Here is a 13,014-nt window from a genome sequence, read left to right on the forward strand (position 1 = left end):
CTCATATGTTGCAGATACTGATCCAAGGGCTTTTGCTCAGCGGTCTCTATGCGCTTATCGCCATGGGTTTCACGCTGATCTTCAGCATCGGCCGCGTCCTGAATCTTGCCTATGGCGCATATCTGATGGTCGGTGGGTATATCTATTTCTGGGTGTCGCAGACCCTGGGAATGCCCAAACTGATGGGTGTTGTCGTCGCCGCCGCGCTGGGTGTGGTGATGGGGGTGCTGAAATACCGCCTGATCGTCAAGACACTGAAAGGCGATCATGTCGCCGTCGAGATTTCAACGCTGATACTGGCCGTCGTCATTCAGGCGGGCGTGGTGCTGGCCTTTGGCGACAGCAGCAAGATCTTGCTGCCGATCGTGCCGGGCGTCATCAACGTGGCCGGAGCATCCGTCACCTTTAACATCCTTCTGGCCACTGTCATCAGCTGGGCCATTTTGCTGGGGCTCTATGCCTTTGTGCGCCTGACCCATACCGGGCGGGCCATGCAGGCGGTGTCGATGGACGCCAAAGGCGCGGCAATCTCGGGCATCGACCCGGACCGGATCAATCTGATCACCTGGGGCATTTCCGGCGCGCTGGGTGCGCTTGGCGGGGTGTTCTTCGCCAGCTACACGCAGCTGTCGCCCTCGATGTGGGTGGCCCCGCTGATCATCTCGGTCGCGGTTGTCATCGTCGGCGGGATCGGATCGATCATCGGCACGCTGGTCGTGGCCCATATCGTCGGTTTTCTCGAGGTTATCGTGGTGGCGACACTCGCCCCGGAACTGCGCGGCGTGTTCACCATGCTGCTGATCATTGGCGTGCTTGTGACACGGCCACAGGGCCTGTTCGGCCGCGAGGAGTTATAACATGGGGCTGCGCTGGTTTCACTTTGCCCTTTGGGGCGGTCTGATCGCAGGGATGCTCCTGCTGCCGCAGGTGGTCTCGAACGGGACGCTCAGAACCCTGATCTTTGCCAACTATCTGGCCGTCTTCGCCATCAGCTGGGACGTATTGTCCGGTCGCACCGGGTATATCAGCTTTGGCCACCCGTTCCTGATCGGGATTGGGGCCTATACCACGGCGATCCTGACCAAACGGTTTGACGTGCCGGTCGAAATCTCGATCCCGGCGGCTGTTCTGGTCACCATGGCTGCGGGCCTGCTGGTGCTGCTGCCTGCGCTGCGCATCCGTGGCAGTTACTTCGCTCTGGTCACGCTGGCCTTCATGGAGCTGCTGTATCAACTGGTGCAGGTGATCCGTCCGGATCTGACCGGCGGCACCCGCGGCATGTCGGGCATCCAGACCCTGACCCGTGGTGCGGCAAACGGCTATTACCTGTCGACCGCGCTGATGCTGAGCGTTGCCATCAGCATGTGGCTGCTGATGAAAACCCGTCTGGGCACCGCGCTGGCCGCCATCGGCATGAACGAGGAAAGCGTGCGGGGCTCGGGCCTCAACACCACGCGGCTCAAGGCGTTTGCCTTTCTAACCAGCGCGATGGTCGCGGGGCTGGGCGGGGCGTTCTATGTCCACTATCTGGGCTCGCTGGCACCACGTGCTCTGTTCGATATCAGCTTTTTGTTCACCATCATCGTGGCGGCGCTGCTGGGCGGAACCTCGACCATCATCGGTCCGATGATCGGAGCGTTCTTCATGACCTTCCTGCTGGAATACCTGCGTCCGGTGTTGCCGGGGGCGGAACGGTACTTCGTCTACGGGGCGATCGCGCTGGTCCTTTACATGTATCAGCCCAAAGGCCTGATCGAACTGATACAGCGCGGCTTTGCCCGGCTGCGGAAAGGAGGTGTGGCATGACCGCAGCGCTGGAAGTCACAAACCTGTTCAAACGCTTCGGCGGGCTGGTCGCCACCAATGGTCTGTCCTTCTCCCTCAAAGAGGGTGAATCCCTGGGCCTGATCGGTCCGAACGGGGCGGGCAAGACCACCGTGTTCAGCCAGATCATGGGCGAGCATCGCCAGAACAGCGGCACGATCGAGCTGTTCGGGAATGAGATCTCGTCCCTGCCAACATCACAGCGGATTCAGGCCGGGGTCAGCCGGACCTATCAGATCCCGCGCCCTTTCGGCGACATGAACGTAGCCGAAAACATCCGCGTGGGCCTGATGCCCGACAATATCTGGCAGATGATCACCAGATCTCCCGATCCCGACCGGGAACGCGAACTTGCCCTCAGCGTCGGATTTACCGAGGCCGATCTGGAACGCACCCCGTCCGAGCTGGCCATGGGTGACCTGCGCAAGCTGGAAATGGCCCGCACCATGGCCACTGCACCCAAGGTGATGCTGCTGGACGAGGTGTTTGCCGGCCTGACCGTGGGTGAGATCGCGCAAATCTCGGAACTGATCCAGCAGATGCGCAAGGATGGCATGACCTTCCTGATCGTCAGCCACGATCTGCCCGCGCTGGAGCCACTGATCGACCGCGCAGTCGCCATCGAGCGGGGCACGATGATTGCCGAGGGCACCTTTACCGAGGTGATGAATGACAAGGCCGTGCAGGCCTCGTATCTGGGGAGCGCCTGATGTCTTATCTGGAAATCGAAAACCTGTCGGCGTTCTACGGCAAGGCGCAGGCGCTGACCGACATCTCGATCACCGTCGAACCGGGCGAGATCGTCGCCGTGGTCGGCCCCAACGGGGCAGGCAAGTCCACCCTTTTGGACAGCATCATGGGTTTGGTGGAAACCGAAGGTGACATCCGGCTGCATGGCCACAGCCTGACGGGCCGAACCCCCGCCGAGATCGTGCGCCACGGCGTCGGTTATGCGCCGGAACGGTTCAACCTGTTCCCCTATATGTCGGTGCGCGACAACCTCATGGTCGGTGCCTACACCGCCCGCGAGGATATCGAGGACAACATGGACATGGTCCACAAGCTGTTCCCGCGCCTGAAAGAGCGGGAAGGGCAGGAAACCTCGACCCAATCGGGGGGTGAACGGCAGATGGTGTCCTTTGGGCGCGCGCTGATGACCAGCCCCGAACTGCTGCTGATCGACGAACCGACGATCGGCCTGGCCCCCAAGATCTGCAATGAGATCGCCGAAGTTGTTCGACAATTGAACAAGGAATTCGGCCTGACCGTTGTGATCACCGAGCAAAACGCCAACTTCGCGCTGTCTCTGGCCAGCCGGATCTACGTGCTGGAATCGGGCCGCATGCAAACCTCGGGAACCGCCGAAGAACTGCGCAACGATGAACGGCTGCTCGAGGCCTATTTCGGCAGCCACTGAGGCATGCGCGGCTTTGTGCTGGCCATTTCTCTTCTTTGCGTCGGCGCTTGTTTGACGAACTGAAAGACTGCAGTCCAACAAAAAATTGTTGGCGAAAGCGTAGCGAATTTTCCTTATGTCCAAGAAGATTAAATTTGTTTACGATCTAACTTAGCGGCTGCATCGAGCGTCCAGAATGCGGGCTGCGATCACAGTATCTTTCCTAGTCGATTAATGACTGGCTGGGGCCGCTAACGAAAGCGGCCCGCAGTATTCAGATTTCAATTGCCTCTGCTATAGCAAGTGCATCCTCGAGCTCAACTCCGAGATACCGAACGGTACTGTCCATCTTTGTATGCCCAAGTAAGAGTTGTACCGCGCGCAGATTGCCCGTCTTTTTGTAAATCTGAGTAACCTTTGTGCGCCGCATCGAATGTGTGCCATATGCGCTGGCTTCCAAACCTATAGACGTGACCCAATCACGCACGATCCGGGCATACTGGCGCGTTGAAATGTGCAAACGCTCATGGAAACGCCCTGGCCAAAGGTATTCAGACCCAACCATAAGTTCATCTTCCATCCACTTCTCGACGGAGGTCCGAGTACCTTCAGAAATTTCGAAGCGGACCGGTTTCTGAGTTTTACTTTGCAGCACCGAAGCCCGCTCCTTGATCTGACCAGAGGCCATGATGTCAACGACTTTCATCTTCACCAAGTCACAACCGCGCAACTTGCTGTCGATGGCCATATTGAAGAGAGCGAGGTCGCGATGGTTCTCTGCGAGCTCCAATCTTACTCGAATTGCCCAGACGTGTTTGGGTTTTAACGGGCGTTTTTGACCGACGATGCGTCCCTTGTTCCAAGCTGGGCGAAGCGCGCGAATGGCAGGTAAGTTTGGTGTATCCATAACTGATCCTCCTTTCCGCCATTCCCGCCCACAACGACAACCCGACGTTGACAAAAGAGGATATCACAGGATGCCGCGTTGCCGCCGAGATTGGCTGCGAATCATACCTCCCAAAGGCCGCAAAGTGAAACTCTTTTAGGTGCACCAAAATTAGACCTTGGTCACCGTGAGACGTGCTTATCACCGCAGATTTCACTGGGCGAAGTTACGAGCATGTTGCGGGTGCCAGCGTCACAGTCGGAGTACATGCACCGAACACTGAGCATGGCGAACAACGAGAGCAGCCGTGGAACCCAAAAAGAACTCTTTCATCCCAGGTTTGTGTGAAGCGAGGACGATACAGTCGATGCCGTGTTTGTTGGCGTATTCGGTGATTGCGCGACCCGCCGATTGGCTCTCGATCAGGATAGACGACACTTCTGTCTCACTTGTTAGGCGCTCGGCCAAGCGCGCCTTTGCTTTTTGGAGAGACTTTTCTGCGATTCCTTCATCCATATAGTACATTATCTGTCTGTTTGGGGGCTCATGGATATGCGCGGCAGTGATTTTTCCACCTTCGGATACAAGGGCATGTGCCGCCGCAAGTGCGTGTTCACTGATGCCATGCTCCAGAGACAGAGCGACTAGAATATTTTTGTACATTTCAAACCTCCGTATTCAGGTCTTCAGTTTTCTGCTGCTAACTCGCCGCTCCTATTTCACGTTCGGGAGGGCGCACAGGCACCCCAGCCGTAAGAATGGGGTGCGTGCAGTTTCGTCTTGGGCTTATTTGTGCTTTCCCGTCGCTACCTGCTGAGCAGGAGGTCCGGCAGGAACAGGGCCAACTCTGGTACAAAAGTTGTCAACATCAGCGTTGGGAGCCAGGCAAAGACTATGAAGATCAAAGTCGGCCATAACATGCGCGAAACCGGTTCATCACAGACCTGCGCACCAAGATAGAGCAGAGGTGCAGTCGGAGGGGTGATGTTCGCCATACCTAAGTTCACGCCAATCACGGCCGCGAAATGGATGGGATCCATGCCGGTGCTCTGCGCGATGGGCAGTAGGATTGGTGTTGCCAAAAGCAGACCGGAGATATCGTCCATCAGCATCCCGATCAGGATCATCACGACGTTGATCATCAGAAGGATGACGACCGGATTGTCCGAAACGGAATAGACCAGATCTTTGGCCAACTGAGGTGCACCCTGCGAGATCAGGTTGTCCGACACGATCAGAACCATGAAGATCATGACCATGACCACACCAATCGTAACACCGGAATTCTGGATCGTCTGGGCCAGAGTTTTCCAGGTCAGGCCACGATAGAAGTAGAGCGCGATTGGGATCGAGTAGACCACTGCGATACCGGCGGCTTCGGTCGGTGTCATGATACCGCCATAGATACCGCCAAGGATGATCAACGGCATCATAAGCGCAGGTCCGGCCAGGCGCGCCTGAACTCCGAATGTCGGCAGGAACGGTTTAGGACGTTCCGTCAGGTTGATGTCGTCATACTTCCGCAGCATGAACTGATTAACGATTATCAATAGCGTGATCAGGATGATCGCCGGAATGACCGTGGACAAGAAGCACTTTAGTACATGCTGCTGTGCGACCCAGCCATAAAGGATGTGCGACGAACTCGGCGGGATCAACAGACCTAAAGGGCTGGCCGCTACGATCAAAGCCGCCGATTGCCCACCCGGATAGTTGGCCTTTTTCAGGTGGGGCATCATGATGCCGCCGATACAGGTCAGCGTTGCGTTTGCACTGCCGGAAATGGAGCCAAACACACCGCAGGCCAGCACCCCCGCTGCGCTCAAACCTCCTTTGATGTGACCAATGAACATTTCAGCCAGTGCAACAAGAGGGGCGGCGATCTTACCTTTTTCCATGATGCCACCGGCAATCATGAAGAGGGGGATCGCCAGAAGCACCAGTGAGCGGATACCTGTAGAGCCGGTGGGCAAGTAGCCGGTGATGGATTGATCTCCAATAAGGGCGATGAAAATCAAAACCGATCCGAATGCCACATAAACGCTGACGCCTAACAGCAGCATTAAGCAGACGATAAGGAGACTTCCTCCGATGATCATTGGGTTTCTCCTTTTTGCATTTCGGATCTCAGGGGTAGACCGAGCCCTTTGCGGATGTGCACGTACAAATATGCCGCCGTGAACGTCGCCATGAGGCCAAAGGCAATCATGATTGCAATCCGCCAGGTCACAAACGGAATGCGCAGCACCGGGGTTGCGCGCAGCCGGGGGAATGAGAAGTCATCAAGCAGCGAGACATAACAGGCGTACATGAGGAATAGGATCACCAGCACCTCGACTGTCAGGACGACAAAGCCGCGCCACCAAATCAACCGAGGATTTTGGATCACAATGCCAAGAATGTCCGCGTTGATGTGCAGGTTGCGGGCAGAGGCCAGAACAGCACCTGCAAAAAAGCCGATGATGCTAATGCCCAAAAGCCATTCTTCGTAGGCAAACAGATCACCGCCAAATCCATACCGGATGACAACAACTGCCCCAAATGTGAAAGCCATCAGGAAACCGGCAAACATAACGATCTGCCTCATGACAAAAGCCACTGCTTTCAGCGGATACCCAATAATGACTGGCAACTCGTCAGTGATTTTTTGCGAACTCTTCTTTTCTGCGCTTTCGACGACCAATGGACGTTCAGCTTCAGAACTAGACATCTTTCTCCCTCCCTTTGTTGAGCCAAAGACCAAAAAAGGGCCAGCTGATCTGCTGGCCCTTCTTCTCAGTGATTATTGCTGTTCTTTTGCTGCCAGCAGGCGGTCGATGATGTCCTGACCGACGTTTTGTGCCATTGCGGGCCAGACCGTTTCCTGGACATGAGCGGCCATCGCAGCTTGTTCTTCGTCGCTCAGGCGCAAGATGGTGTAGCCTTTGTCGATCAGTTTCTGGCCGAACACTTCGTCGTTCTCACGGTTGTAGGCAAAGAAGTCTTCGGACGCCTTGGTCATAGCGGCTTGCAGAGCGGTGCGCTGTTCATCGTTCAGCTTGTCGAGTGTCCGCTGCGACGCATAGAAAGTTGTCAGTTCCGAAATCGAGTTGTACTCGACAAAATGGGTGCCAACATCTGACTGAGCGAAGATCGAGTAGGTGGCTGTCTTGGTGCAGCAGATCGCCCCATCAACAATACCGGCCTGAAGTGCGGGGAAGATGTCGCCCCATGCCATGGTGGTCGCCTGGTAACCCAGTTCTTCGACCATCGACTTTACAACGCTGGACGACCAGACGCGAATGTTCATGCCCTTGTCGTCAAAAGTATTCCAGTTCTGGGGCTCTTGCGACGAAACGATGCCGATGAACCCTTCCGGATTCTGCGCCATGACGCGCACGCCATATTCGTCGGTGATCTCTTGCAGGATGGTGTTGAACTCGGAGTCCATGTTCAGAAGCGTGCTCTCCATGTCATCCCAGCCGCCCAGCAGGAACGGCATTGACAGGAATTCGAGGCGTGGATCTGTATCGGCATAGATGAACGCCGATGCCAGATCGATGTTGCCGCGTGCAACATCTTCGAACAGCGCCTCACCAGAACCCAGCTGGTTTGCAGGGAAGACCTCGACCTTCAAGCCGACATCCGCTGCTGCCACATCCGCTGCGACCTGTTCCATCATCTTCGTGCCCTGATGATCGATCGGGAACACGCCAGCGAAGCGCAGTGTCATGTCTTCCGCTGCAGCGGTCGTTGAGATTGTGGTTGCAGCGAGCAAAGCTGCGCCACCCATCGCGCCGAGGGCGCGGCGGTTAATCTTCGTAATCATTAAGGTTTCCTCCTCAGTGGTGTGTGTCCCGCCGCAATACGCGCAACGGGACATTTCTTTGCTTCAAGTCAGCAAAGTTCCGGGGCGATGAACTCGTATCCAAGATCATCGGCCACAGCCTTGTAAGTCACCTTCCCGTGGGCCACGTTCAGGCCATTCTTCAGGTGACGATTGTCTGCAAGCGCCTGCTTCCAGCCATTGTTGGCAATAGCCAGAGCGTGCGGCAGCGTGACGTTGTTCAGTGCATAGGTCGAGGTTCGGGCGACTGCGCCAGGCATGTTGGCGACGCAGTAATGAACAACATCGTCGACAACATAGGTAGGCTCTGCGTGAGTGGTGGCTTTGGACGTTTCAAAGCAGCCGCCCTGATCGATCGCCACGTCCACGACGACCGCACCGGGTTTCATTTTCGAGATCAGCTCGCGTGAAACCAGCTTGGGCGCAGCAGCGCCCGGGATCAGAACCGCGCCAACAACCAGATCCGCATTGGTGACTTCTTCCTCCAGTGCAGCTTTGGTTGAATAGACAACCTTGGCCGAGGCCTCGAAGTGGTTTTCCAGCTTTTCCAGAACTGCCGGATTGCGGTCCAGAATGGTCACGTCCGCGTGCAAGCCAACAGCCATCTGAGCCGCATTGAACCCAACAACACCGCCACCGATGATCACGACCTTGCCTGGTTTCACACCAGGCACACCGCCCAGCAGCACGCCTAGGCCTCCCTTTGCTTTCTCCAACGCACCGGCACCGGCCTGGATCGACATGCGACCGGCCACCTGGCTCATCGGTTTCAGCAGGGGCAGACCGCCATTGTCGTCGGTGACGGTTTCATAAGCGATGCAGACAGCGCCCGAGTCGACCAGATCTTTGGTTTGTTCCGGGTCGGGGGCCAGATGCAGATAGGTATAAAGGATCTGACCCTCACGCAGCATGGCGCGTTCCACGGCCTGGGGCTCTTTCACCTTCACGATCATCTCGGCATTGGCAAAGATGTCTGCTGCGGTTTCGGCAATCTCCGCGCCAGCGGCACGATAGGCATTATCATCAGCCCCAATGCCAACACCGGCATTGGTTTCCACGACGACGTTGTGACCATGCGAAACCAGTTCCGCGACACTTTCAGGGGTCAGGCCGACCCGATATTCATGGTTCTTGATTTCCTTGGGAACACCAATGAACATGTTCTTCACTCCTTGGAACGGATGATCATTTTGCGGTTGGCATGACGAACTCGGCACCTTCCGAGATACTTTCAGGCCAGCGCTGCATGATGGATTTCTGCTTGGTGTAGAAACGCACACCCTCCTCGCCATAGGCGTGCATGTCGCCGAACAGGCTCTTCTTCCAGCCGCCAAAACCGTGCCAGGCCATCGGAACCGGGATCGGAACATTGACGCCGACCATGCCGACCTGAACCTGCTTGCCGAATTCACGCGCGACGTTGCCGTCACGGGTGAACAGCGACACACCATTGCCGAACTCGTGGTCGTTGATCAGTTGCAGGCCTTCGGCAAAGTTCGAGACGCGGACACAGGACAGAACCGGGCCAAAGATCTCTTCCTTGTAGATCTTCATATCTGTCGTGACATTGTCGAACAGAGTGCCGCCCAGGAAGAAGCCTTCCTCATGCCCTTCGACGCTGTAGTCACGGCCATCGACCAGCAGGTCAGCACCTTCTGCAACGCCAGAGTCGATATAACCCTTGATCCGGTCACGCGCAGCGGCCGTAACGATCGGGCCCATCTCGGCATCCAGCTCAAGGCCATTCTTGACCTTCAGGGTTTCGGCGCGCTCTTTCAGAACCGGGATAAGCTTGTCGGCAGCATCGCCAACCAGCAGAGCAACCGAGATCGCCATGCAGCGTTCGCCCGCCGACCCAAAGGCCGCGCCGATCAGGGCGTCGGCGGCCTTGTTCATGTCCGCATCGGGCATCACCAGCATGTGGTTCTTTGCGCCACCCAGGGCCTGAACCCGTTTGCCGTGCCGCGCACCAACCTCGTAGATGTAGTTCGCAATCGGGGTCGAACCGACAAAGGACACAGCCTTGACGTCGTCATTCTCCAACAGCGCGTCCACGGCGACCTTGTCACCTTGCACGACGTTGAACACGCCATCGGGGAAACCGGCTTTCTGCATCAGATCCGCGTACAGCAGCGCTGCGGACGGATCGGTCGGCGACGGCTTCAGGATAAAGGTATTGCCTGCGGCGATGGCGATCGGGAACATCCACATCGGAACCATGACCGGGAAGTTAAACGGCGTGATCCCGGCCACAACGCCCAATGCCTGACGCGTGGTCCAGTTGTCCATTCCAGTAGACACCTGCTCCGTGTAATCGCCTTTGAGGAGTTGAGGGATGCCGCAGGCAAACTCGATGATGTCGATGCCGCGCTCAACTTCACCCTGCGCGTCCGTAAACACCTTGCCGTGTTCGACGGTGATGGCGCGGGCCAGATCGTCCTTATGCTCGCGCACCAGGGCCAGGAAGTTGTTCATCAGGCGGGCGCGGCGGATCGGCGGGGTATTCGACCACTTGGGAAACGCTGCTTTGGCAGCTGCAACCGCATCGTCAACCGTCTGTACCGTCGCCAGCGACACCGCGCCGGTTTGCGCCCCGGTTGCAGGGTTGAATACCGGCTGGGTCTTCTCACCAGAAGGAGCAGTGATTTGGCCATTAATGTAGTGGCCGATCAAAGCGATCGGGGATGCATCTTTCATGATGTCAGTCCTTTTTGGGGTTAGAAGTCAGTGGTCATGGCAAGTCAGCCAATACCTCTCCAAGTGTTTGACAGAGTGTCGTTATTTCAGGTTCCGAAATGATAAGCGGCGGCGACAAGGCGATAATGTCACCGGTGACACGGATCATTATTCCGGCGTCCCAGCCCCGTTTCATTGCATCATAACCCCGTGCCCCAGGCGCGCCCTCTCGTGGTGCAAGCTCGACCGCGCCCACCAATCCCAGATTGCGGATATCGATGACGTTGGGCAGACCCTTGAGGCTGTGAAGCTGATCCTCCCAGGGCTGCGACAGCAATGCAGCGCGCCGGAATAGATCATTCTGCTTGTAACTCTCCAGCGTTGCCAGCGCCGCGGCGCAGGACACAGGGTTGGCGGAATAGGTATAACCGTGGAACAGCTCAATCGGCGCATCGGCGTTTTCCATAGCCGAGTCATATATCTTGTCGGATACGATGACCGCTCCCATCGGAATGACACCATTGGTGAGGCCTTTGGCGGTCGTGATGATGTCCGGCTTTACATCATAATACTCTGATGCTGTCGCTGCCCCCAAGCGGCCAAAAGCGGTGATGACCTCGTCGAAAATCAGCAGAATGCCATGGCGGTCGCAGATCTCACGCAGCCGCTTTAGGTATCCTTTCGGCGGCAGGAGAACACCGGTCGAACCGGCCATTGGTTCGACGATCACAGCCGCAATGGTCGAGGCGTCATGCAAAGCAACCAAACGCTCCAGATCGTCTGCCAGCTCTGCCCCGTGTTGTGGGCAACCGCGGGAGAAAGCGTTTTTGTCCAGATCATGCGTGTGACGCAGGTGATCAACGCCGGTCAGAAGCGTGCCGAAATGCATGCGGTTCTTGACGATACCGCCAACCGAGATGCCACCAAACCCTGTGCCGTGGTAGCCACGCTCGCGCCCGATCAAACGCGTACGCGCCCCATCGCCGCGCATTCGATGGTAGTGCAGCGCAATCTTTAGCGCCGTATCAACAGACTCGGAGCCAGAGTTGGTGAAGAAAGCATGGTTCATCCCCTCAGGCATCATCGCGGTCAGCTTTGCCGACAACTCAAATGCCTGCGGGTGTGAGAACTGGAAGTTTGGTGCGTAATCCAGCTCGTGCACCTGTTTCTGTACCGCTTCAACGATAAGCGGATCACGGTGACCGGCATTGACGCACCACAGTCCGGCGGTGCCGTCCATGACCCTGCGACCATCGGAGGTAGTGTAGTACATCCCATCAGCCGCTTGGATCATTCGGGGCTCGCGAAGGAAATCACGATTGGCCGAAAACGGCATCCAAAACGATGACATTGAGTTGGGTTGATCGAGCACGTTCTTTCCTCGTGAAACAGATTTTCATTTGATGACAAATCTTTGCAGAGTTCAGACCTTCCGCACACCCGGCTTTATGCGATTCTGTAAGTTATTGAAAAACAGACCGCCGCCCCCTAATGTGCTTAAAATCAAAAGCGGGAAATCATTATGGATGCCTCACTAAAATCTGATCTGGAAACCGCAAGACGGCTGCGATTGATTCGAACCTCAAAGGGCCTCAGTCAGCGCGAAATGGCAAAGCGGGCCGGTGTGGGAAGCGGTACGATTTCTCAAATTGAAAGCGGATCGTCCCAGCCATCTGTGGCATTGCTCAAGAAGATTCTTGCAGGTGTAGACATAAATCTTGGTTTCTTTTTCAGCTTTGAACTCAAAAACGACGACAGCTTTTATTTTCCTCACAGCAGCATGCGTGATCTTGGATCACCCGGAGTTTCCTATTTGCTTGTCGCAGGTGAGCGCCGAGACAGAAAGCTTCAGATGCTCATAGAAAAGTACGACGTCGGAGCTGACTCGGGTCGGTCTGAACTATCGCATGAAGGAGAGGAATGCGCGGTTGTGATAGAGGGCCGTCTTGAAGTGACGGTAGATGGGCAGTCCAGGGTTCTGGGTCCCGGGGACGCGTACTATTTCTCAAGCATATTGCCACACAGGTTTCGAAACGCTGGAGACACACCCTGTAAAGTCATTAGCGCATGCACTCCTTCGTCGTTCTGACTAAATCACAAGACCTCTTCTGTGAACGCTTCAATATTTCGCGGGATGGTCAAATTCGATAACCAACTCAGAATGTGGAAATGAAATCGACATTCACGATCAGGAGCCAACTGTCGCCTTTCTCACCCCCCCCCCGACGGCGGGCTTATTAGGTTTCGCGCCTGCAGCGAATGGCCGAATGCGTGCTGCCGCTGCGGCATCTTGAATGCTCGGCGAAGGTCGGGATTGGGCCGGTTCCGGCGTCGCATTTTCTTGACCCACGACTGATGCTTCATGTCATGGGGCATTGGGCCCACAAGTTTGGGACCTCAATTAGT

At 56.4% G+C, this 13,014-nt stretch carries 13 protein-coding genes; 5 read left to right on the top strand and 8 right to left on the bottom strand.

What is annotated here, in order from left to right:
• Nucleotides 1-5 precede the first annotated feature (5 nt).
• The 4 genes from ACR0KJ_RS18390 to ACR0KJ_RS18405 are packed head-to-tail and all read left to right on the top strand — an operon-like array spanning nt 6 to nt 3,241.
• Nucleotides 6-857 (top strand): branched-chain amino acid ABC transporter permease, encoded by an 852-nt coding sequence (locus ACR0KJ_RS18390; protein WP_480582414.1) that lies wholly within the window; start codon nt 6-8, stop codon nt 855-857.
• Nucleotide 858: 1 nt separating this feature from the next.
• Entirely contained in the window at nt 859-1,806 is a 948-nt protein-coding gene (locus tag ACR0KJ_RS18395) for a branched-chain amino acid ABC transporter permease (RefSeq protein WP_480582416.1), read from the top strand.
• Complete coding sequence (locus ACR0KJ_RS18400; protein WP_170456157.1) at nt 1,803-2,534, top strand: ATP-binding cassette domain-containing protein; 732 nt, start codon at nt 1,803-1,805, stop codon at nt 2,532-2,534. Before ACR0KJ_RS18395 ends, ACR0KJ_RS18400 begins: the two co-directional genes overlap by 4 nt.
• Nucleotides 2,534-3,241: an ABC transporter ATP-binding protein gene (locus ACR0KJ_RS18405; RefSeq protein ID WP_170523071.1), complete on the top strand. Its 708-nt coding sequence runs from the start codon at nt 2,534-2,536 to the stop codon at nt 3,239-3,241. The genes ACR0KJ_RS18400 and ACR0KJ_RS18405 overlap by 1 nt, the downstream gene beginning before the upstream one ends.
• Before the next feature lie 253 nt (nt 3,242-3,494).
• Here ACR0KJ_RS18405 and ACR0KJ_RS18410 read toward each other — a convergent pair whose 3' ends face one another.
• The 8 genes from ACR0KJ_RS18410 to aptA form a co-directional block, all read right to left on the bottom strand.
• On the bottom strand, nt 3,495-4,127 hold the full coding sequence (locus tag ACR0KJ_RS18410) for a tyrosine-type recombinase/integrase (RefSeq protein WP_170633759.1): 633 nt from the start codon (nt 4,125-4,127) through the stop codon (nt 3,495-3,497).
• 231 nt (nt 4,128-4,358) lie between these two features.
• Nucleotides 4,359-4,769 carry a universal stress protein gene (locus ACR0KJ_RS18415; protein WP_170456018.1) on the bottom strand — a complete coding sequence of 137 codons (411 nt, stop codon included), beginning with the start codon at nt 4,767-4,769 and terminating at the stop codon, nt 4,359-4,361.
• A gap of 143 nt (nt 4,770-4,912) precedes the next feature.
• On the bottom strand, nt 4,913-6,205 hold the full coding sequence (locus ACR0KJ_RS18420) for a TRAP transporter large permease (protein WP_480627363.1): 1,293 nt from the start codon (nt 6,203-6,205) through the stop codon (nt 4,913-4,915).
• A complete protein-coding gene (locus ACR0KJ_RS18425; protein WP_480627364.1) occupies nt 6,202-6,816 on the bottom strand; it encodes a TRAP transporter small permease in 615 nt (204 codons plus the stop codon). The genes ACR0KJ_RS18420 and ACR0KJ_RS18425 overlap by 4 nt, the downstream gene beginning before the upstream one ends.
• Before the next feature lie 72 nt (nt 6,817-6,888).
• Nucleotides 6,889-7,878, bottom strand: a complete 990-nt coding sequence (gene dctP, locus ACR0KJ_RS18430) for a TRAP transporter substrate-binding protein DctP (RefSeq protein WP_170456159.1) — start codon at nt 7,876-7,878, stop codon at nt 6,889-6,891.
• A gap of 104 nt (nt 7,879-7,982) precedes the next feature.
• Nucleotides 7,983-9,092 carry an alanine dehydrogenase gene (gene ald, locus ACR0KJ_RS18435; protein WP_170456022.1) on the bottom strand — a complete coding sequence of 370 codons (1,110 nt, stop codon included), beginning with the start codon at nt 9,090-9,092 and terminating at the stop codon, nt 7,983-7,985.
• Between the two features lie 25 nt (nt 9,093-9,117).
• The gene (locus tag ACR0KJ_RS18440; protein WP_480627365.1) at nt 9,118-10,629 is read right to left on the bottom strand and encodes a CoA-acylating methylmalonate-semialdehyde dehydrogenase; all 1,512 of its coding nucleotides are present in this window, start codon (nt 10,627-10,629) and stop codon (nt 9,118-9,120) included.
• A 34-nt stretch (nt 10,630-10,663) separates the two neighbouring features.
• Nucleotides 10,664-11,959 (bottom strand): omega-aminotransferase AptA, encoded by a 1,296-nt coding sequence (gene aptA, locus ACR0KJ_RS18445; protein WP_170525074.1) that lies wholly within the window; start codon nt 11,957-11,959, stop codon nt 10,664-10,666.
• A gap of 171 nt (nt 11,960-12,130) precedes the next feature.
• On the opposite strand from aptA, the gene ACR0KJ_RS18450 reads away from it, so the two are divergent.
• On the top strand, nt 12,131-12,697 hold the full coding sequence (locus ACR0KJ_RS18450) for a cupin domain-containing protein (RefSeq protein WP_170456026.1): 567 nt from the start codon (nt 12,131-12,133) through the stop codon (nt 12,695-12,697).
• Nucleotides 12,698-13,014: the final 317 nt, after the last annotated feature.

Source organism: Ruegeria sp. AD6, from assembly GCF_056542325.1.

Bases quoted from the DNA above. Each gene is read 5' to 3' on its own strand.
- ACR0KJ_RS18415 (WP_170456018.1), bottom strand. From the start codon at position 4,769: ATGTACAAAAATATTCTAGTCGCTCTGTCTCTGGAGCATGGCATCAGT.
- dctP (WP_170456159.1), bottom strand. From the start codon at position 7,878: ATGGGTGGCGCAGCTTTGCTCGCTGCAACCACAATCTCAACGACCGCT.
- ACR0KJ_RS18405 (WP_170523071.1), top strand. From the start codon at position 2,534: ATGTCTTATCTGGAAATCGAAAACCTGTCGGCGTTCTACGGCAAGGCG.
- ACR0KJ_RS18425 (WP_480627364.1), bottom strand. From the start codon at position 6,816: ATGTCTAGTTCTGAAGCTGAACGTCCATTGGTCGTCGAAAGCGCAGAA.
- ACR0KJ_RS18440 (WP_480627365.1), bottom strand. From the start codon at position 10,629: ATGAAAGATGCATCCCCGATCGCTTTGATCGGCCACTACATTAATGGC.
- ACR0KJ_RS18410 (WP_170633759.1), bottom strand. From the start codon at position 4,127: ATGGATACACCAAACTTACCTGCCATTCGCGCGCTTCGCCCAGCTTGG.
- ACR0KJ_RS18420 (WP_480627363.1), bottom strand. From the start codon at position 6,205: ATGATCATCGGAGGAAGTCTCCTTATCGTCTGCTTAATGCTGCTGTTA.
- ald (WP_170456022.1), bottom strand. From the start codon at position 9,092: ATGTTCATTGGTGTTCCCAAGGAAATCAAGAACCATGAATATCGGGTC.
- ACR0KJ_RS18400 (WP_170456157.1), top strand. From the start codon at position 1,803: ATGACCGCAGCGCTGGAAGTCACAAACCTGTTCAAACGCTTCGGCGGG.
- ACR0KJ_RS18390 (WP_480582414.1), top strand. From the start codon at position 6: ATGTTGCAGATACTGATCCAAGGGCTTTTGCTCAGCGGTCTCTATGCG.
- ACR0KJ_RS18395 (WP_480582416.1), top strand. From the start codon at position 859: ATGGGGCTGCGCTGGTTTCACTTTGCCCTTTGGGGCGGTCTGATCGCA.
- ACR0KJ_RS18450 (WP_170456026.1), top strand. From the start codon at position 12,131: ATGGATGCCTCACTAAAATCTGATCTGGAAACCGCAAGACGGCTGCGA.
- aptA (WP_170525074.1), bottom strand. From the start codon at position 11,959: ATGTCATCGTTTTGGATGCCGTTTTCGGCCAATCGTGATTTCCTTCGC.